16 protein-coding genes and 1 pseudogene are annotated in these 17,306 nt (G+C 55.1%); 7 read left to right on the forward strand and 10 right to left on the reverse strand.

Annotated elements, in window-relative coordinates; translation table 11 throughout:
• Positions 1-3 precede the first annotated feature (3 nt).
• The 7 genes from AAGA79_RS14265 to AAGA79_RS14295 all read right to left on the reverse strand — a co-directional run bounded on the left by AAGA79_RS14265 (position 4) and on the right by AAGA79_RS14295 (position 8,896).
• A complete protein-coding gene (locus tag AAGA79_RS14265) occupies positions 4-1,230 on the reverse strand; it encodes a putative DNA modification/repair radical SAM protein (RefSeq protein ID WP_411826486.1) in 1,227 nt (408 codons plus the stop codon).
• 55 nt (positions 1,231-1,285) lie between these two features.
• Positions 1,286-1,546 carry a GIY-YIG nuclease family protein gene (locus AAGA79_RS14270; protein WP_411826487.1) on the reverse strand — a complete coding sequence of 87 codons (261 nt, stop codon included), beginning with the start codon at positions 1,544-1,546 and terminating at the stop codon, positions 1,286-1,288.
• 62 nt (positions 1,547-1,608) lie between these two features.
• Positions 1,609-4,938, reverse strand: a complete 3,330-nt coding sequence (locus AAGA79_RS14275) for an SbcC/MukB-like Walker B domain-containing protein (protein ID WP_411826488.1) — start codon at positions 4,936-4,938, stop codon at positions 1,609-1,611.
• A gap of 19 nt (positions 4,939-4,957) precedes the next feature.
• The gene (locus tag AAGA79_RS14280; protein ID WP_411826489.1) at positions 4,958-5,608 is read right to left on the reverse strand and encodes a DUF4194 domain-containing protein; all 651 of its coding nucleotides are present in this window, start codon (positions 5,606-5,608) and stop codon (positions 4,958-4,960) included.
• A gap of 55 nt (positions 5,609-5,663) precedes the next feature.
• Positions 5,664-7,142 carry a Wadjet anti-phage system protein JetA family protein gene (locus AAGA79_RS14285; protein ID WP_411826490.1) on the reverse strand — a complete coding sequence of 493 codons (1,479 nt, stop codon included), beginning with the start codon at positions 7,140-7,142 and terminating at the stop codon, positions 5,664-5,666.
• A gap of 58 nt (positions 7,143-7,200) precedes the next feature.
• On the reverse strand, positions 7,201-7,560 hold the full coding sequence (locus AAGA79_RS14290) for an RNA recognition motif domain-containing protein (protein WP_411826491.1): 360 nt from the start codon (positions 7,558-7,560) through the stop codon (positions 7,201-7,203).
• 325 nt (positions 7,561-7,885) lie between these two features.
• On the reverse strand, positions 7,886-8,896 hold the full coding sequence (locus AAGA79_RS14295; RefSeq protein WP_411826492.1) for a zinc-binding alcohol dehydrogenase family protein: 1,011 nt from the start codon (positions 8,894-8,896) through the stop codon (positions 7,886-7,888).
• A 149-nt stretch (positions 8,897-9,045) separates the two neighbouring features.
• Here AAGA79_RS14295 and AAGA79_RS14300 point away from each other — a divergent pair.
• A pseudogene (locus AAGA79_RS14300) lies at positions 9,046-9,180 on the forward strand (winged helix-turn-helix transcriptional regulator); the annotation flags it as partial.
• Positions 9,181-9,192: 12 nt separating this feature from the next.
• On the opposite strand, the gene AAGA79_RS14305 reads toward AAGA79_RS14300, so the two are convergent.
• Positions 9,193-10,452: a lysophospholipid acyltransferase family protein gene (locus AAGA79_RS14305; protein ID WP_411826493.1), complete on the reverse strand. Its 1,260-nt coding sequence runs from the start codon at positions 10,450-10,452 to the stop codon at positions 9,193-9,195.
• Positions 10,453-10,559: 107 nt separating this feature from the next.
• Here AAGA79_RS14305 and AAGA79_RS14310 point away from each other — a divergent pair, with 107 nt between their 5' ends.
• The 3 genes from AAGA79_RS14310 to AAGA79_RS14320 are packed head-to-tail and all read left to right on the forward strand — an operon-like array spanning position 10,560 to position 12,782.
• On the forward strand, positions 10,560-11,510 hold the full coding sequence (locus AAGA79_RS14310) for a hypothetical protein (protein WP_411826494.1): 951 nt from the start codon (positions 10,560-10,562) through the stop codon (positions 11,508-11,510).
• 20 nt (positions 11,511-11,530) lie between these two features.
• Positions 11,531-12,556 (forward strand): acyl-CoA reductase, encoded by a 1,026-nt coding sequence (locus AAGA79_RS14315; RefSeq protein ID WP_411826495.1) that lies wholly within the window; start codon positions 11,531-11,533, stop codon positions 12,554-12,556.
• 10 nt (positions 12,557-12,566) lie between these two features.
• A complete protein-coding gene (locus tag AAGA79_RS14320; RefSeq protein ID WP_411826496.1) occupies positions 12,567-12,782 on the forward strand; it encodes a hypothetical protein in 216 nt (71 codons plus the stop codon).
• Here AAGA79_RS14320 and AAGA79_RS14325 read toward each other — a convergent pair.
• Positions 12,779-13,111, reverse strand: coding sequence for a hypothetical protein (locus AAGA79_RS14325; RefSeq protein WP_411826497.1), 333 nt, complete (start codon positions 13,109-13,111; stop codon positions 12,779-12,781). The two genes, AAGA79_RS14320 and AAGA79_RS14325, sit on opposite strands and share 4 nt — an antisense overlap.
• An 86-nt stretch (positions 13,112-13,197) precedes the next feature.
• Here AAGA79_RS14325 and AAGA79_RS14330 point away from each other — a divergent pair, with 86 nt between their 5' ends.
• Both AAGA79_RS14330 and AAGA79_RS14335 read left to right on the forward strand, forming a co-directional pair.
• Entirely contained in the window at positions 13,198-13,437 is a 240-nt protein-coding gene (locus tag AAGA79_RS14330) for a hypothetical protein (RefSeq protein ID WP_411826498.1), read from the forward strand.
• Positions 13,434-14,933, forward strand: coding sequence for a c-type cytochrome domain-containing protein (locus AAGA79_RS14335; protein ID WP_411826499.1), 1,500 nt, complete (start codon positions 13,434-13,436; stop codon positions 14,931-14,933). Before AAGA79_RS14330 ends, AAGA79_RS14335 begins: the two co-directional genes overlap by 4 nt.
• Positions 14,934-14,936: 3 nt before the next feature.
• On the opposite strand, the gene AAGA79_RS14340 is transcribed toward AAGA79_RS14335, so the two are convergent.
• A complete protein-coding gene (locus AAGA79_RS14340; protein ID WP_411826500.1) occupies positions 14,937-15,737 on the reverse strand; it encodes a murein hydrolase activator EnvC family protein in 801 nt (266 codons plus the stop codon).
• Positions 15,738-15,872: 135 nt separating this feature from the next.
• On the opposite strand from AAGA79_RS14340, the gene AAGA79_RS14345 reads away from it, so the two are divergent.
• Complete coding sequence (locus AAGA79_RS14345) at positions 15,873-17,252, forward strand: AI-2E family transporter (protein ID WP_411826501.1); 1,380 nt, start codon at positions 15,873-15,875, stop codon at positions 17,250-17,252.
• The last annotated feature ends 54 nt before the right edge of the window (positions 17,253-17,306 follow it).

Consider the following 17,306-nt stretch of genomic DNA (forward strand, 5'->3'; position numbering starts at 1 on the left):
TCTTCAAAACAATAACTCCAATTGCTGGGGCTTCGGCGCGAACTTCGCCCGTAACCGATCCGAATCCAATAAATACGCCGAAGGATTATGATCCGCCGTAATCAGAAACGGGAGAACCTTGTTCAAGGAAACCCGCAGCCGCGTGAGGTCCGCCAAGCGTATCTTCGTAAATCGCCTTATCCGCAAAATTCGATCCACATTTCTCACTCCCAAGCCCGGAACCCGCAGCAGCACCTCACGCGAAGCCTTCTGGATATCAACCGGGAAATCCTGTCGGTTCCTTAACGCCCACGCCAATTTCGGATCCAGCTCGAGGTCCAGATTCGGCTGCTCTGCCGTTAGTATCTCATCAGTTTTAAATCCATAAAATCTCATCAGCCAATCCGCCTGATACAACCGATGCTCCCTCACCAGTGGCGGGGCCTTCAAAGGTAATATCGAAGAAGGCTCCGGTATCGGGCTAAACGCCGAGTAATATACACGCTTCAATTTATAGGACCGATACAGCTCATCTGATCCCGCTAGGAAATCCGCATCAGTCGATTCATCCGCCCCGACAATCACCTGAGTGCTCTGCCCCGTGGCATGCCGCAATTTCTTATCCCCATCCTTTTTCTGTTCCTTCGCCTCCTCCAGCTTGTGACGGATCCGCCCCATCGCCACCTTGGTCCGCGCCATATTCTTCTCCGGCGCCAGTAGATCCAAGCTCTTCTGGGTCGGCAACTCCATGTTGATACTAATCCGGTCCGCATACCGCGCCGCTTTCTCAATCAGCTCCGGCGAGGCTTCCGGAATCGTCTTTAGGTGAATGTATCCACGAAAATCATGCACCTCCCGCAATGTCCGCGCCACCGCGATCACCTGCTCCATCGTATAGTCCGCATTCCGGATAATTCCCGAGCTTAGGAACAAGCCCTCGATGTAGTTTCTCTTATAGAAATCTAGGGTCAGCTTCACCACCTCCTCTGCAGTAAACACCGCCCGCCGCACATTGCTCGACCTGCGATTGATGCAGTAATGGCAATCGTAGATACAGGAATTAGTCAGCAGCAGTTTCAGGAGCGAAATACATCGCCCATCCGGAGCATACGAATGGCAAATACCCGCCCCGCCCGTAGACCCGACTCCCTTTCCATTACTAGAGTCCGATCTCTGTGCCCCGGAACTAGCGCACGAAGCATCATATTTCGCCGCATCCGCCAGAATTGCTAACTTTTCCTCCATTCCCATAAGTTCACTAGAACACTACTCGAACGAAACCCAAAAGCTAGCAGAAATCTTGCAATCAACTGATATTCAACATCTTCATTTTCGCGCTTCTACTCAGCGACTTCAACCGTAGCTCTTCTTTACTCGCCTCCGACCGGTTCCCGATCTCCGCCCGATAAACCACCTCCAGCGGCAGCCGCCCCCGCAGATACTTCGCACTTTTCGGCCCCTGCCCCTCGTGTTCCGAGAATCGCCTCTCCACATCCGTCGCTATCCCCGTGTAAAGGGAACCATCCCCGCAACGAATCATATAAACCGACCAAACAGACTCCCCCATATCCGAGTTCTAGGCAGAAATCATCCGTAAGGACAGCTCACAGCTCAGCCTGAGAGTTACGCTCAGGAAAATACCTCCAGCAGCTTCTTGCTATCCACTTTCACCACCCAGTTATTGATGTCTGTGATCCGGCCGGTGTTGTCATCGTAGGTGCGGTCCACACGGCATTGCACCACGGTCTTCGCATGCTGGATCATGGTTGGCAGGCGATCTTCCGGGAAAGCCATGATCAGCTGAAGACCGAAGTTCCGCGCCAGCGCCAGACACGCATCGATCCGGTCACCCGATAGTTTGGAAAACGCCTCATCCATGATCACAATACCAAGATTTTTCCGCATTTCCCGCTGGTCCACACTGTAGACGCGCTGGAAAGCGGCGAGCATCGCCACGAAGAACGGCGCCTGGTTCTCACCACCACTCTGCTTCTTCGCATTCTTGTTGAGGGAAATGGCCGCGCCTTCGCCCTTACCGGTCGGAGTAGCCTGAATATCCCAGTGATGATAATAGCGGTAATCCAGCGCCCGCTGATGTCGGGGCTCATCCGCATTCTCAATCGCCAGCATGAGTTCTTCCTTCGCCTTCTCGATCTCCTCCTTCGCTCCTTCCGCGAAAAGTTCCATACTTGGATTCAATCCCTTATCCACCAGGGCCCAGATCGCACTGTGGCTGCGGTCCGCCTTCATTGAAAGCTGATATCGCCAGCCGCCGATTTCATGATCCATCGCCCGGTTCAGCTCGCGCTTCGTGCGCTCCGCTTCATCAAGTTTTTCCTTTAAGACATCCAGAACCTGATGCTGCAGGCGGTCTTCCCACTCCTTGCGCGCATCCTCGGCAGCCAGTGTGTATTTCTCGAGCTCGTGGGATTCCAGCTCGTCGCGGCGCGCATCGTAGCGGCTGTTTTCATCCTCATCGGGATCAAAGGCATCCGCCGCTTCGGGATGGGTTTCAGCCAATGCGTGGCGCTCGATATCCCGCTCCCGGCGGGCCTTGTCGGAATCGTGCTCACGCGTGCTTGCCACGGCAGATACTGCATCCAGCCGCTGCTGCCATTTCGGAAACTGGCTCCCCACAGAAGAAATCATCCCGGAAATCTCAGCATCCAGCACACCGGCCAAAGTCTCCCGGCTCTGCTGACGCTTCAGGTAGAAATCACGCTCGTCCTCCTCCAGATTATCGAGCGTCTCCATGGATTGCTTCTCCTGCAGATCAAATTTCTCGATACTATTCCCCAATCGTCCGACCCGCTCATGCAGGCCAGCCAAGGTTTTCTCCTTCACCCGCAGATCCTCCACCATCGCCTCGCGCTCCGGAGTAGCCAATAGGCGGATGGTCTCGTTCAGCTTCGCCAGCTCATTCCGCAGGCGTGGAAGATCCCGCAGCTTCGCACTGCCCGCCGGCGGATCCGCCTTATCCAGCTGCCAGCTTTCCCCGCGATGCAGGAATGTCCGCCAATTTTCCGCCGTGCGATTCAGCATCGCCAACTCTTCGGAAACCTCTTCCAGCTCGTCGCGGCGCATCGCACGCAAACGGCGCAGGCCTTCCTGACCGATGGTGAATTCCCTGGCTGGCTGGATATGAATGCGGTGTGGAGGTTCCTTCAGCCACCCATCCTTCGAAAACGCCCGCGCATGATTCTCCAGCTCGGAATTATTCTCCACAGCCATCATATCACCGTAGAGCTGCTGCAAATAATTTGCCGCGAGACTGTGTTTGGTTTCGAAAAACGAAGCCACGCTCCCCTCTTTCGGTGCAGCCTGCGCAGCTCCAACCTCATCCGGATTTACCAATGGCTCATCCGTATGCCCCAGCCGCTGTGCCTGATCCCATGCCGCCGTGTAGTCTTCGGGTAAAACGCTGATACGGTTTTTCCCCAGTAAATTCTCCAATAGCGGCCACCATTGCTCCGCCTCTTCCTTCACCTCGATCACACGGCCGAGAGCTTCCGCCCGCTGACCACGGGATTTCAGAGCATCCAGCAGTGGAGTCGCAGCCGCACTACCCTTGTGATCCAGATCATCCAGATCTTTCTGCAGGCGGCTTTCACGGACTTCCAGCTCTTTGATTTTTTCCTCAATCGGCCGCAGGCAGTCGCGACCATCGTTCACCAAAGCCTGGTAAGCACGCGGCATTTTCGCAGCAGCATCCAGAGCCGCATTCTCCTCGCTGCCCTGCATCTGCTTCATCCACTCATTCGCATTTCCGGGCACCTGAAGATCCAGATCTTCCGCCAGGCGCAGCCACTGCTTCCAGTTCTGCGTCCGCTCGTAGAGAAACTGACGGGCTGCCTTCTCGATATCACGCAGCGCATCCAGATCACGGGAAATGGATTCCTGATCCGATCTCGCCTCCGTCAATCTCGCAGTCTGTATGTCATTCCCCGCTGCCAGACGGACCTTTGCCAATTGGGTATCGAGCTCATTGCGCTCCTGGATCGCAGCCTCATAATCGGCACGCTGTTCCGTATTCTCGATCCGGAGTTTTTCCAGCGTCTCGCGCTCTGCATTCAATAGCTCCAGCTTCCATTCATGGGCCAGCGCTTGGCGCAAATGGGCATGCAGGCGGGCCTCCTGGCGCGCCTTCCGGTATTCCTCGTGGTTCTCACCTATCCGCTTCAGCCTCTCCAGCTGATCTTTCATCTTATCCAGGCGATCCTGCGCTCGGCGGTGCGCATCCACACTTGCGCGGACTGCTTTCACATCCGGCATTCCGGGCTCGAGAAGATACTCGCGGATAAATTTCTCAAACGACTCCACCGGCTGGAACGCCATGGAATTCGGCAGAGTTTTATTCATCTGCGGCCTGTCGAACCCGAGATGCCCCCGGGTGGCCATTTCCTCGAGATAGGAACCCTGACGATCGAACACCTCTCCCTCCAAATCACGCTTCACGTGCACGCGGAACTCATCCTCCGCCATGAAGGCGATGGCATCCGGCACCAGATCCTCAGTCAGAAAATCATCCTTTTCCATCCGGCCCGGTATCATGAACCAGAGAGTTTTCGCCTTTGAAGTCGGGCCCTCGAATTCGATACGCGCGCCCCAGGTCTCACGCCGCGGCTCATCCTCGCCATCTTCCAGCGGCCACACAAATTCCAGCGCAGCCAAGGTCACACCGGATGGACGGAGATAACGCTCCTGACCATCGGCACCCTGGGTGTTCGTATCGCATAAGCAATAACCGCGAAGTGATCTACCACTACCTGAGCCAGCAGCCGCCTTATTAAACCGGGAAAGAGACTCCCCGAGCATAACGAACTGTATTAGATCCAGTAGAACACTCTTCCCGGAGCCGTTCGCCCCGGTGATCAGTGAGAGACCTGAAATATCGATAAATCGACGGTATCCATACCAGTTGATGGCGACGATGCGGCTGAGGTGAACTCTTGAGGACATTTCTTAAAAAATTGAGATACTAGTTTTCAGAGTTTTGGGGAGCCTCTTCGGTATCTTCCGAAGACTCTGTAGGCTCGTAAAGCGAAGCGCGCTCAAGGCAGGCTTCCAGATCATCGAACGGGATCACCCGTGGCAGACTCGGCAATATCTCGATGAGAGTTTCCCCGAGATTTTCCGCTCCATCCGGCCTCCGGGTGCGGATGAGACGGTGCCGTTTCAAACGCGCCAGCAAGCTATCCAAATGAGTTTTCTCCGGCGGATCGATCTTCTCGAAGGTATTACGGAAACGCGTCCACAGATCATCCACCGTCAGCACCACCGCGGAGCTGATTTCATTCGTCCGGTGGTCATCCCACGCACGCCACATAACTAGAAGTAGTAGCGTTTCATCCTTCGTGAACTGCGCCAGCAAATGGCAGGTTTCCGGCTGCGGGCGTGCTTGAAGCAGGGAAAAATCATCATCCACCACCAATTCCAAGCCCAGCGGCGCGAGATAATCCGCGATGTGCTCCCGGTAGTGATCCCGTGCCAGCAGAAACAGATCACGGCCGGATCCACCATCGCCAAGCAAGGTGCCACGGCCGAGAAGCTCGGCGAGTATGTCACGGATTCCCGCACGGTCCTCATCGGGAACGTCCGGCCAGAAACTGGGCCATTGGTTTTGTGTCATAGGGAAACGAATCTTTGAACTGCTATCTAGTTGGTTGGTTTTCTGAAAATTGTTTTCACGATCTATCGATGGTGAAGCGCTCGACCTCCCAGTCGGCATGCATGTCTGAAGGAATAACTTCCGGCGTCAGGCCAGCCGCTTTCCCGCGGCCTTTTACCGACCAGGAAACACGTTCGCCATCGGCTGTGATCGCGCTGTCATAAGCAACGATCGCCAGCAAATCGAGCATCTCATCGACATCCGTCGCCGCATAGGCCTCGGAGGAAATAGACGTGGCGGACTCCGGTAAAAGTCTCGCAACCAGCCGGGCTGCACGCTGCGGGGTAAGCGCCAGACGCTGACGTTCCCGCAAGGCGGCCAGAGTTTCTTCGGAGGTCTCCCTGTTTCCGGACTCCTCGCTTCCAAAGGTCAGGTCAGCCGGGGCTTTCACCCTACGCACCCGTGCCAGCGATTCGAAGCCATAGAAAAACTTCACCTCAGGAACGCGTGGCGTAAAATCCGGATCTTCACCACGTAGCCCGGCCAACCTCGTGCCGGAGTAGCGCTTATTGATCGCTTCGCAATACGCCTTAACGATTTCCGGACGCCGTCCACGGAGCTCCGTCTGATAGCGGTATCGCTGCTGGGAAAGCTGATTGAATGCAGCCATTCTCGAATCGATCGCATCGGCCACAAGGCGGATGGCGGCCAGCCGCTGTTCCAGCAACCGCATGGCTTTTTCCGCGCGATAGTAGGCTTCCTTCTCATCCCAGTGATAATGATCCGCCAGCCCCTGGGCCAAGCGCTCCTTCATCAGCGGATCATCCCTCCGATCCGCAACCATGGACCGCAAAAACTGAAGACGTGGGAGAAGTCCATTTCTGCGGAGCGCATCGTAACAAACCATGTGCTGCCCCGCGCCGAATTCCGCATAAAGCAGTCGCAAAGTCTCTGCAGGCGAATGACTTGAGCGCTGGCGATGATCGAATAGCGAAATCAATTTCTCAACCCCGTGCAGCTGTATCACCGCACTCTCGAGGCGAGCATTCACATCGGTGACAGTCGCCCGGAGAACGCCCGGATCATGCAACCGAGCATCGAGAATGCCCGGACGCTCCAAGGTCTCGCAAACACCCCGCACCGTATCCGCGAAGGTTTTCAGCTCCGCGATTTCATCCTCCGCCAGCTCCCTGAGAAGCCGCAGCATTGGCCTCAAGCCAGGAGAAATCAGAACCCAACGTTCCTGCAGGCCGATCTGCTGATCTTCCAACCACCCGGCTTCACAAAAGCGATTGAATAAGTATCCCGCACGCTGCCGAGAATCACGGACAGCGCCACCCTCGTCTTCATCCAGAACGACGTCGGCGTGGCTCTGGAGAACCTCACGGATCAAGGCCACCGCCTCAGCATGAGGGAGCCTGCCAGCATCGCCGGCTATATCCGCGAGCCTATCCGCGCAATCAACATAGATTGGCGCCGAAGGACGTGTCAGGGGACGAAAAAAGTCCCTCGAGACACACGCGAGGAGTTTTTCACTGAGGGAAGGAGGTATCATTGGGAAACGGGAGGCGTTTGTATAACGCCCGGCCCGATCCCCGCAACCTCAACTCTCCTTAAATGCCTTTGTAACGGATGCGCTTTCCGTCTTTTCCAAGTGGACGGTCGTCTACCGGGCGCTGTTTCGGGATCTTCATGGAAACCCGTGCCGGACGATCCGCCGGATGATTGCTGCGGCGGTCTTCCGCCTCGTTTACTTTCAGCTCGCGGCCATCGAATTTCTGGCCATCCAGCATGTCGATTGCCTTCTCGCCAGCTTCCTGGCTGTCCATCGTCACAAATGCGAATCCGCGGGGATTGCCTGTTTCACGATCGGTTGGACGATGAAAATCAACGATCGTTCCTGCTTCTGCGAGTGCATCGCTGAGTATCTGTTCTGTAGTGTCGTATGAGAGGTTTCCTATAAATAATTTCATGTGTAGTACTGTCTGAAGTTTCCCTTTTTCAAAACACGAGATCCCAAAATCGAAACGACCAAACATAATCAACCGCAAAGACTACAACCCGTGCCCGGAAATGGGGCTCAACAGAGCGAAGGATAGCACACCTTTCAAGAAGACCAAGCTCCAGCTCGAAAAACTACCTAACAGCAGCATCTGGAACTAATTAAATCGATATATAGCATCCCTTTCTCCTCTCGGGATTCTGTTAGTTTTCCTTAAAGCAAATCACACACCGGCGCTCAATCCCGAGAAAGAGTTGGAATATCATCGGCGCATCCGGTCGCCGCCAAAACGTGGATTACGCCCAGCCGGAAATCGTCAGCTTCCCGATTGCAGCCTTGGATTCCATACGGCGATGCCCCTCAAGGATATTTTCCACATTGATCGGACTGAGACTATCGTTTGCCGTCGCAGAAATTTTCCCGCAATCGATCAGCTCCGCTATCCGGTTGAGAATATTGTGTTGCTCGATAATATCTTCGGTCTTGAACATCGCCCGGGTGAACATGAACTCCCAGTGAATGGAGACAGATTTCATTTTGAACGGACCGGCCATTTCCAGATGAATTTTGTGATCCGTAATGAGAACAATCCCTCCCTGCGGCGCGATCATCACACCCATAGCATCCCAGGCTCCGTCGATATCGTTGTAGTTCGCGATGTAGTCCACGAAGTCGAATCCCAACTCATGGAGCTGCTCCGGCATATCGCCTCGGTGGTTGATGATATGGTCAGCGCCAAGTTTCCGGCACCAGTCCGCGCTCTCCTCACGCGAAGCCGTGGCGATCACGGTAAGCCCGGCCAATTTCGCCAGCTGAATGGCGATAGAGCCCACGCCGCCAGCGCCACCGATGATCAAAAGTGATTTCCCGGCATTCTCCGCCGGCTTATCGAAATCAATCAGCAGGCGGTGAAACAAAGACTCCCAGGCAGTCAGCGCGGTCAGTGGAAGTGCCGCACTCGTCGCGGCATCCAGGGAAGCCGGACGCAGGCCCACAATCCGCTCATCCACCAGCTGGTATTCCGCATTCGATCCGGGACGGGTGACATCGCCGGCATAATAGACGAGATCCCCCTCCTTGAAGATCGATGCCCGGTCACCTCCGCTGACTACGATTCCAGCCGCGTCAAATCCCAGGATCTTCGGTTTTTCACCCTCTGCCGGGCGCACCTTGAAATCGACTGGATTCAGGCCCACAGCCTCTACTTTCACCAAAATATCGTGACCGGACGGGCTCGGAATCTCTAGTTCTACTTCACGCGCGGATCCGGCATCGCTGCTGTCTGTGATAAATTGAATAGCTTTCATATTGGTGTTTCTACGGCTGTTCGTGCGCCCGAGCCAACCATTGCTAGGAATAGCTCATACCATCATTTTACACAAGTAGGCACTATTTGGTGATGTAGGCACAATAAGGGAACCATGAAGAAGATCACAAAATACACAGCATACACGCCGTCTACGCGGAAGTCCCGCCACGAGTGGAATACGAACTGACAGCCGAGGGAAAGTCTCTCGAACCAATCCTACGCTCCCTGAAGGAATGGGGTGAAACACACGCAATCCAGCTACTCGAGAATCAGGAAAACTGAAGCCAGCCAAATTCAGCCCACCTCTACCCAATCTCCTCCGGGCGCCTTGTTGAGGGCATTTAACTCATCTACCCCATCCTGCACGGATCGTTGAATTTTCCGCGTCAGCACGGGAATCACCCTCCGGAGATCTCCCCCCGCTTCCTTCAAATAATCAGCCACCGCAAGTGGTTCACGGATACTAACCAATGCCCGCCGGGGGCCTGTTCTTGGCATCGCCTTCGAGTAAAAATCCTCTGCAATCCGTTCAACAGTTTCATCATAACGGTCTATCGAAGGCTTCTCAGTGAGATACGGAGTGAGGTAGCCGTGAATACGCAATGCCAGAATTGCGCGCTGAGCCAGGCCGTGCAAAGTCTTGTCACCCGCACCGCCCGCACTCATCCGTAGCTGATGTATCCGGGAGCGGATCCTCCCAATCCTAGCCGGCATACTGTCCTTGCCGGAAGCCACACATCCCAGAGCCACTTCTTCCTTCGAAACCAGCTCCTCCAAGAAATTTTTCAACAGATCAAAAAGCGGAAGCTCGTCATAATTCCTTAGGGCATCGGCGAACCCGTGATCGCTCAATAGCCGCCGGATGATGTGATGCCCGAGGCCAAGAACCGCATCCATCGGCTCCTCCTTCATCCCTTTGGGAAAAATATATCCGCTATCCTCCGCCAGTTTCTGCAATCTCGCGGTGATCTCCTCCCTCGGCACTGCCAGATGGGTAAGTTTTATACTAACTGGAATTATTTTCACCGAGGCCCCCTTCAAGGCCGCCTGTGCCTTGAGCGCAATGAAGGCAGCACCATCCAGAAAAGGCGTCACACGATCATTGGAAAGATACACATTCCCTTCCGGAAAAACATTCAGCCCTCGCTCCCCATCCTTCAGCACCTGAATCGCCGCCGCCATCGCCTTACGATCGCTGCCCTCCCTATCGATCGAGAAATTCCCCAACTTCTGCATACTCCACGCACAGAATTTACTCCGCAGAAACACATCGTAGGCAGCCATGAAGCAGGACCGCACCCCCAGGCGCCGCTGCACCTCCCCAAGCACCTGCGCATCACTGTGGCTCGGGTGATTGATCACGAACACCAGACGATCTCCTGCCGCCTGAGCTTTCCGCACGGCATCCTCCGCTCCATGGATCCTTATATCGCTGATCCGGTGTTCCTTTGATCTTAGGATCACAGCCTTATTCAGCACCCTCCCCAGGAAGATCAGTGGGCGGGAGGGTCTCGCCTCGAAGAATTGGTAGGGGGCATCCGAAAACTCAAGCATGCTGCAGCATCCGGCCTTCTTACAGGAAATGCAAACGCCCTCTTTTCAAGCCACCCCACCGGCGCTACGAATACCGCGTGACCCTGCAGCAAAAACTACTGGCCTGGATGAATTCCGGTGAAGGCAATTTCGCCGAAACCGCCCTCGAAGTCTTTGCCCACCAATTCACCTACAACATCCCATACCGCCGCTATTGCGAAGCTCTGGGAATAACGCCGGAAAACACCAGCTCCTGGCTGGAAATCCCCGCCGTTCCCACCGATGTCTTCAAACTTCCCGAAGTAGGCCTCCGCTGTTTCCCGGAATCCGAAGTCTCCGGATATTTCCTCACCTCCGGCACCACCCGGGAGATAAAAGGAAAACACGAACACCGCTCCCTCACTCTTTACAAAGCCTCCGTCTTCAGCGCCTGGCACCACCTCTCACTCCCACCAATCCGCCAACCTTGGTTTTTTTCCCAAAGGCTCGGATCCCATCCCCATTCATCGCTCGTCCAGATGTTCGATTTCCTCGATCTCGGAGGACAATGGCTCATCGATGAATACGGGAACTTCCACCCGGAAAAATTTTCTCCCGAAGGCACCCCCGCAGCTATTCTCGGCACCTCAATCACCCTGATGAACGCCTGCGAGGTAATGGAGCCGCTCACCCTCCCGCCCGACTCATGGATTTTTGAAACCGGCGGCAGCAAAGGCCTAAGGGAAAACTTCACACCCGCCCAGGTCCGTGAAAAACTCTCCACCCACTTCGGCCTACCACTTTCCCGCATTCTCAACGAATACAGCATGACCGAGCTATCCTCCCAGTTCTACAAGTGGGGGAACCAGGAAACGCACAAAGGCCCTCCCTGGACCGCCATCAGAATCGTGGATCTGGAAACAGGAAACCCTGCTCCCCTCGGTGCAATCGGCTACCTGGAAATCATCGACCTAGCCAATATCGACACCGTTTCCGCCATTCGCACCCAGGACCTGGCCATCGCCACCGGAGAGCGGGAATTCCAACTCATCGGCCGCGATCCAGCCGCCATCGCCCGCGGCTGCTCACGCATGAGCTAATTCCCCACCAACTCACACTCATGAACCTCAGGGAAAGAATCAACTTACTCCTCTCACACCTCCCCACCCTTGAAAGATGGGTCGGACCGTATGATGAAGCCTCTCTGTTAAAATGGCTCGATTCAGAGCTCGGAAACTCGCGCCGCCTGGAACATTGGGTCGATGGCTCGCGAGCCACACCGCGCGGGCCCGTCCTCCACGTGGTCAGCGGAAACACCCCCCACGCAGCTTTCCAAACCACCTTCCGCGCCTTTCTCATCGGCTGCCAAAGTTGGGTAAAGATCCCCTCCGCCGGCCTCCCCGAGTTCGAGCGATGGGCCACTCATATCCCGCTTATCGAACTCCGCCGGGAACTCCCGGAAGCCTGGAAATCACCGGAGATCGCCATCGTTTACGGGGCCGCAGACACCATCGATTTTTTCCGCAACTGGCTCTCCACCGGCACCCGCCTCATTGAACATGGTCCGAAACTGAGCGCAGCCTTCATTTTCCAGCCAACCGAAGACACCTACCAAAACCTTGCCCAGGATATCATGAGATACGGCCAGCGCGGCTGCCTCTCCATTCAGATGATCTACGCGGCAGGTGACCTAACCGATTTCTGCGAAAAACTTTCCGTCGGGCTCAATTCGTTTCCCGAAAAAAACCACCCAACCCTCTCCGAAGCCGGGGCGGTGCGCAATGAACGCGAGCTCATCCGCTTCCGCGCCGCAAACGGAGCGAATCTCCAGCTTTTCGAGAGTAAAAATTCAGTCGATTGGACCATCGTTCTCGATCAGGAAAATACCCTCCTCAGACCCGGCCCTCTCAGCGGATTTGTCCACGTGGCCCCCATCCCTGAAGTCATTTCCCATGATACCCTCGGCCCGGAAGTAGAATACCTCTCCACCGCCGTCCTCGAGCCCATCTCCATGGCCGGGGAACTCGAAAAAATAGCCCCGCCCAGGATTTGCCAACCCGGCCACGCCCAGGAACCCGGAATTTTCTGGCACCCGGATGGCGAAATGCCACTGGCCGGACTTGTGCGATGGCGCGATCTAGGCTGAGCTTCGTGAAATGTCAGAAAACGCCATTACCACCACCGGCACTGTCCTGGAGCGCAAAGGAGAGATCCTCTACAGCGTAGAACTCATGAATGGCAAAGCTGTGCTCGGCCACCTTTCCAAGCCCCTGACTGTCGCCGAGACCGTTTTCGAGCCTGGAGAAACGTTGCTACTGGAGTTCACGCCTTACGATTTCGATCAGGCGCGAATCCTTGCAAAGCATTCCTAGAACGGCTTGTAGAGCCCCATATAAGCGGCAACCGTAGCCGCGACCAATGAAAGCGTGAGCACCAGCATGGATGGCAAAACCTTCTTCTTGGCAAGCGCAGGTGCCAGCCCGATGAAGAGCCACATAACTACCTTCACCATCCACCAGTATTGATCCATTGGCGGCTTCTTCAGCATTGCAAAGCCGATCAGCAGGATCACCAGCATCGAGACCCCATGGAGAATCGAAGCCGATTTTTTCCCGGAGCCAGCCATCATAGTCGCACCAAGGGACGCAAACAGGGCGAACGCACCCGCCAAATGTAATGTTTTCAGTAGTAAAAGATCCATAAGTGGCGCGAAAATGGCGTTAGAACCGCAGGAATCAAGAAAACTCGGAAAGTTGCCTTATTCCAAAAGCGTATCAAACTACACCCATGAAACGAAAACTCGCATGGATCGGAGCCATACTCTCCGCTCTGTATCTGCTCACCGCAGGCCCCATCCCGGATCCCATCCCCTTTATCGATGAAGGTGTGGCCCTCGCGTTTTTCCTGAAATGCGTATCATACCTCGGCTACGACCTCCGTTCCTGGATCCCATTTTTCTCAAAATCCGACAAGAAATCCGCATCCAAAAAATCCCCCGAAGACAAGGATGTCACCATTGACGTATGACCACCGAAGCTGATCTGGAAACGAAACCAAAAGGCAGGCTTCTCGCCTTCTTTCTCACTATCTGCGGCATTCTCGCCATCGGGGCTTTGATCGCAGCCCCCTTCATCACTGGGGAGCCCGATGGTGAAAACCGGCCGGATCTCGTTCGTTTCCTCGGTCACTTCCACCCGGTTGCACTCCATCTACCCATCGGCATCTTTATCCTGATACTAGCTCAGGAATTTATCGCCTTCATCACCCGGAAAAAAGTCCCACTCGGCCTTTTTCCCGTCTTTCTGGGAGCACTCAGCGCCATTTCAGCGGTTGTGCTTGGCTTTCTCCTCTACCATGGCGGCGGCTTCGAGGGCAGCGAGCTTGTGGAAGACCACCTCTGGGGCGGCATCATTTTCGGCTGCTTCGCGGTTCTCACCTTGATCGTAAAATCGTGGTGCATGACACCCGGCTCCTCGCAGCTTCTCTACCGCGTCCTGCTTCTCGCCAGTGTGGGAGTCATGAGCTACGCCAGCCACGATGGCGCCTCCATCACCCACGGTAAGGACTACCTCACCCAATACGCACCGGATCCGCTCCGCAAACTTCTCGGCCTTCCGCCAAAAGAGGTGGAGGAAGAAAAACCAGCCATCCCCCTCGAGGAAAAGGTCGTCTTCACCGATCTGATCCTTCCAATCTTCGAAATGCGCTGCATCGAGTGCCATAAGGAAAGCAAAGCCAAAGGTAAGCTCCGCATGGACACCTACGAGATGCTGATCGAAGGCGGCAAGGAAGGCTCCGCAATCGAGCCCGGAGATGCTCTGGACAGCAACATCATCTTCCGTGCCGAACTCCCGGCGGACGATGAAGAGCACATGCCTCCGGAAGGAAAAACCGATATCGAAGACCACGAACTCGCAATCGTTAAATGGTGGATCGATCAAGGCGCCAGCCCAACAATCCGCGTCGGGGAGCTCGAGCTCCCGGAGGAGATCCACACAGCCATCGAAAAGCTCGACTTCGCACCGCCGGTTGAGAAAACCACACCTGCCGAAGATCTGGATAAACTGATCTCATCCTTCGAATCTGAATTCCCGGCCGCCATCACCCCCGATGAGAAGGATCCCTCGAAACTCTCCTTCAGTGGAGTTTCCATGAGAAATACCCTCACTGACGAGAAATTCGGAAAGCTCTCACATGTCATCCCTCACCTGATATCTGTCGATCTCTCAGCCACCGCCATCACTCCGGAATCACTCTCCCTTCTGCAGGAAGCAAAGGACCTCCGCACCCTCCGCCTCGCGGAAACAGACGTGGACGACTCATGGGTGGATGCCCTGTTAGAGCTCCGCGGTTTGGAAACACTGAACCTATCCGGAACTGAAATCACCGCCGCAGGAGTCGAAAAATTGTCCGAACTGCCCGATCTGAAAACCCTCTACCTCTGGGAAACAACCATCCCTGACGAAGAGATTTCCAGACTCAGATCCACCCTTCCGGAAATAGAGATCGTCTCAGAACTTTGAGCCTCACTTTTCCAGCTGAGGCATCTTTTCCGCATTTTTCATTTCGATAGTCGTCCACGGCAGCTCTGCCTCCACCGAGGCGTATTTCAGATACGAGGGAGAAATTCCATCCGCTCCCGAATCATGGAGTGCATCGATCACCTGCTGCGGATTAAGGCGGTTCAGCGGCATCGAAGTATATCCGGAGCCAATATCCACCCCATCGCTTTTCCGTATCTCGAAATGGAGATGCGCAGGATAATATCCGTTCGCAGTCCCCACCGATCCGATTTTTTCTCCACGCGCCACCAGCTCACCCAGCCGGGTATTGATCTGTAAAAGATGCGCATACATGGAGTGGATCTGCTCGCCATCCGGCCTCCGGTGAGCCAGCACCACCACATTTCCCCAGCCGGGTGAAGGCTCCCCGGCATATACCACCAAACCATCACCCGCGGCAAAAACAGGATCGCCCAGATCAGAATTCATCCCGCCGATCCCATTCAAATCATCGCCGGTATGGTGGCCGCCACGTTTCTCGTTCATCTCGAAAAACTTCTGCGCATTATAGACCAACGCCCCATTTTCCGATCCCATCGGCGTATCCATGCTGGTCACCGTGGGCACCTGATACGCCTCCCATGCGGATAAAAAATGGAACCGCATATCCGGAGCACCTCCCTTCGGCATTTCCAGTGGTGCATCGAAATCCTGGAAGCCAATTAGCTCCGCACCGCCGGCAGCCGTCTTCGAGCTACGCCATATACCGAAACCAATCACACCCGCGGCGAGGATGAGAACAATCAGTAGACGGTAGCGTTTCATGAAAAACACTACGCAGTCTTTTCAGGAAATCTTCAACCAACATTTCTTCGCCGTTCCGACCCGCTCTAACAGCACATCGTCCACAACTAAAAAATATGGTGAAAATCTCCACCGGTGTATAGAAAACGACTATAAATGAAATATCCGACCCGATTTCAGCAGAAGACACTGTGGAGCGCAGCCACCGGCCTAGGCATCCTCGTCCTCGGCTCTCTTCTTCTGCTTCTGGTCTGGTTGGTCGGCCAAATTTTCGGATTTCTTCAGCCGGTTCTCGTCCCACTAATCGTGGCGGGCATCATCGCCTATCTACTTGATCCAATTGTCCGGATTCTCGAAAAACGCGGACTCAGCCGTCTCTGGTCGGTCGTGATCGTCTTTCTGGGCATCCTAGTCGCCGCTACCCTGCTCGTCGCGGCAGTTGTTCCGGGAGTTCAAAACGGCCGGGCATTTTTCCGTGAGATAGTCTCCCCCACGCCGAAGTCGCAGGCAGTCTCGCAAACAGTGAACGTCGAAGTAGAAATCACCGAAGACGAGCTACCTGTAGGAACTGTGGAAGAGCCGGATGCGGCTGATCTCATCCTTGAACCGATCGTTCACAATGAGGAAGGTGCCGGCCTTGGCCCCGCGCTCGCGATGTCGCTCCATAACCTACGCACCGCATACGAGGACAATGTCGTGGGCTGGGCTCTCACGGAAGTCACCGAAGAGGGTGAGCCTATCGCTTATGCAAATGGCACACCGGTGCCTGATTCGCTTGATTTCTTCTGGCGCACCCGCGCCGGCCGGATGCTTTTCCAATACAAAAGCGAACTTCTCGGCACAGGCACGAAATGGCTCACCATAGGATCCAGCAAGTTCCTGGCATTCCTCGGTCTCGTGCTCGGTATGATCATGGTCCCGGTCTATCTTTTCTTTTTCCTGAAAGACTCCGTCTCCATCCGTGAGCACTGGCACGATTACGTTCCACTCCGTGCCTCACGCTTCAAAACAGAGCTCGTCTCCACCCTCCAGGAAATCAACGGCTACCTCATCTCCTTCTTCCGCGGTCAGGTCGTGGTAGGAATCATCGACGGCATACTGGTGGGAATAGCCCTATTTTTCTTCGATCTCCCCTACGCGCTCCTCATCGGGGTATTCATGGCCATCCTGGGAGTCATCCCTTACATCGGTAATATTCTCTGCCTCATCCCGGCCTGTATCATCGCCTACCTCCACGCCCAGACCAGCTCCCCGTTCGGGCTGGACCCATGGCCTTACGTGGGATGCGTCGTGCTGATTTTTGCAGGCGTCCAGCAGATTAATTCACTCTTCACCGCCCCGAAAATCGTGGGTGACTCCGTCGGGCTCCATCCGCTCACCGTTATTTTCTCCATGCTCTTCTGGTCCCTTATTCTCGGTGGTTTCGTCGGCGCACTCCTCGCAGTTCCACTTTCCGCAGCCGTGAAAGTTATTTTCCAGCGATACTTCTGGGACAAGCGGATGGGCAGCCAGGTCACCTCCGAATACTTCAGGTAAATCCCGCTTATTATTTCCTGTTTTCGGTTTTTCGACGTTTCAGATCCAGTTCCG

This window comes from Luteolibacter sp. AS25 (assembly GCF_046736275.1).
Lineage (GTDB): Bacteria > Verrucomicrobiota > Verrucomicrobiia > Verrucomicrobiales > Akkermansiaceae > Luteolibacter.

What these genes read in the sequence shown, in the direction of transcription:
- AAGA79_RS14265 (WP_411826486.1), bottom strand. Translation starts at nt 1,230, where the DNA reads ATGGGAATGGAGGAAAAGTTAGCAATTCTGGCGGATGCGGCGAAATAT.
- AAGA79_RS14270 (WP_411826487.1), bottom strand. Translation starts at nt 1,546, where the DNA reads ATGGGGGAGTCTGTTTGGTCGGTTTATATGATTCGTTGCGGGGATGGT.
- AAGA79_RS14275 (WP_411826488.1), bottom strand. Translation starts at nt 4,938, where the DNA reads ATGTCCTCAAGAGTTCACCTCAGCCGCATCGTCGCCATCAACTGGTAT.
- AAGA79_RS14280 (WP_411826489.1), bottom strand. Translation starts at nt 5,608, where the DNA reads ATGACACAAAACCAATGGCCCAGTTTCTGGCCGGACGTTCCCGATGAG.
- AAGA79_RS14285 (WP_411826490.1), bottom strand. Translation starts at nt 7,142, where the DNA reads ATGATACCTCCTTCCCTCAGTGAAAAACTCCTCGCGTGTGTCTCGAGG.
- AAGA79_RS14290 (WP_411826491.1), bottom strand. Translation starts at nt 7,560, where the DNA reads ATGAAATTATTTATAGGAAACCTCTCATACGACACTACAGAACAGATA.
- AAGA79_RS14295 (WP_411826492.1), bottom strand. Translation starts at nt 8,896, where the DNA reads ATGAAAGCTATTCAATTTATCACAGACAGCAGCGATGCCGGATCCGCG.
- AAGA79_RS14305 (WP_411826493.1), bottom strand. Translation starts at nt 10,452, where the DNA reads ATGCTTGAGTTTTCGGATGCCCCCTACCAATTCTTCGAGGCGAGACCC.
- AAGA79_RS14310 (WP_411826494.1), top strand. Translation starts at nt 10,560, where the DNA reads ATGAATTCCGGTGAAGGCAATTTCGCCGAAACCGCCCTCGAAGTCTTT.
- AAGA79_RS14315 (WP_411826495.1), top strand. Translation starts at nt 11,531, where the DNA reads ATGAACCTCAGGGAAAGAATCAACTTACTCCTCTCACACCTCCCCACC.
- AAGA79_RS14320 (WP_411826496.1), top strand. Translation starts at nt 12,567, where the DNA reads ATGTCAGAAAACGCCATTACCACCACCGGCACTGTCCTGGAGCGCAAA.
- AAGA79_RS14325 (WP_411826497.1), bottom strand. Translation starts at nt 13,111, where the DNA reads ATGGATCTTTTACTACTGAAAACATTACATTTGGCGGGTGCGTTCGCC.
- AAGA79_RS14330 (WP_411826498.1), top strand. Translation starts at nt 13,198, where the DNA reads ATGAAACGAAAACTCGCATGGATCGGAGCCATACTCTCCGCTCTGTAT.
- AAGA79_RS14335 (WP_411826499.1), top strand. Translation starts at nt 13,434, where the DNA reads ATGACCACCGAAGCTGATCTGGAAACGAAACCAAAAGGCAGGCTTCTC.
- AAGA79_RS14340 (WP_411826500.1), bottom strand. Translation starts at nt 15,737, where the DNA reads ATGAAACGCTACCGTCTACTGATTGTTCTCATCCTCGCCGCGGGTGTG.
- AAGA79_RS14345 (WP_411826501.1), top strand. Translation starts at nt 15,873, where the DNA reads ATGAAATATCCGACCCGATTTCAGCAGAAGACACTGTGGAGCGCAGCC.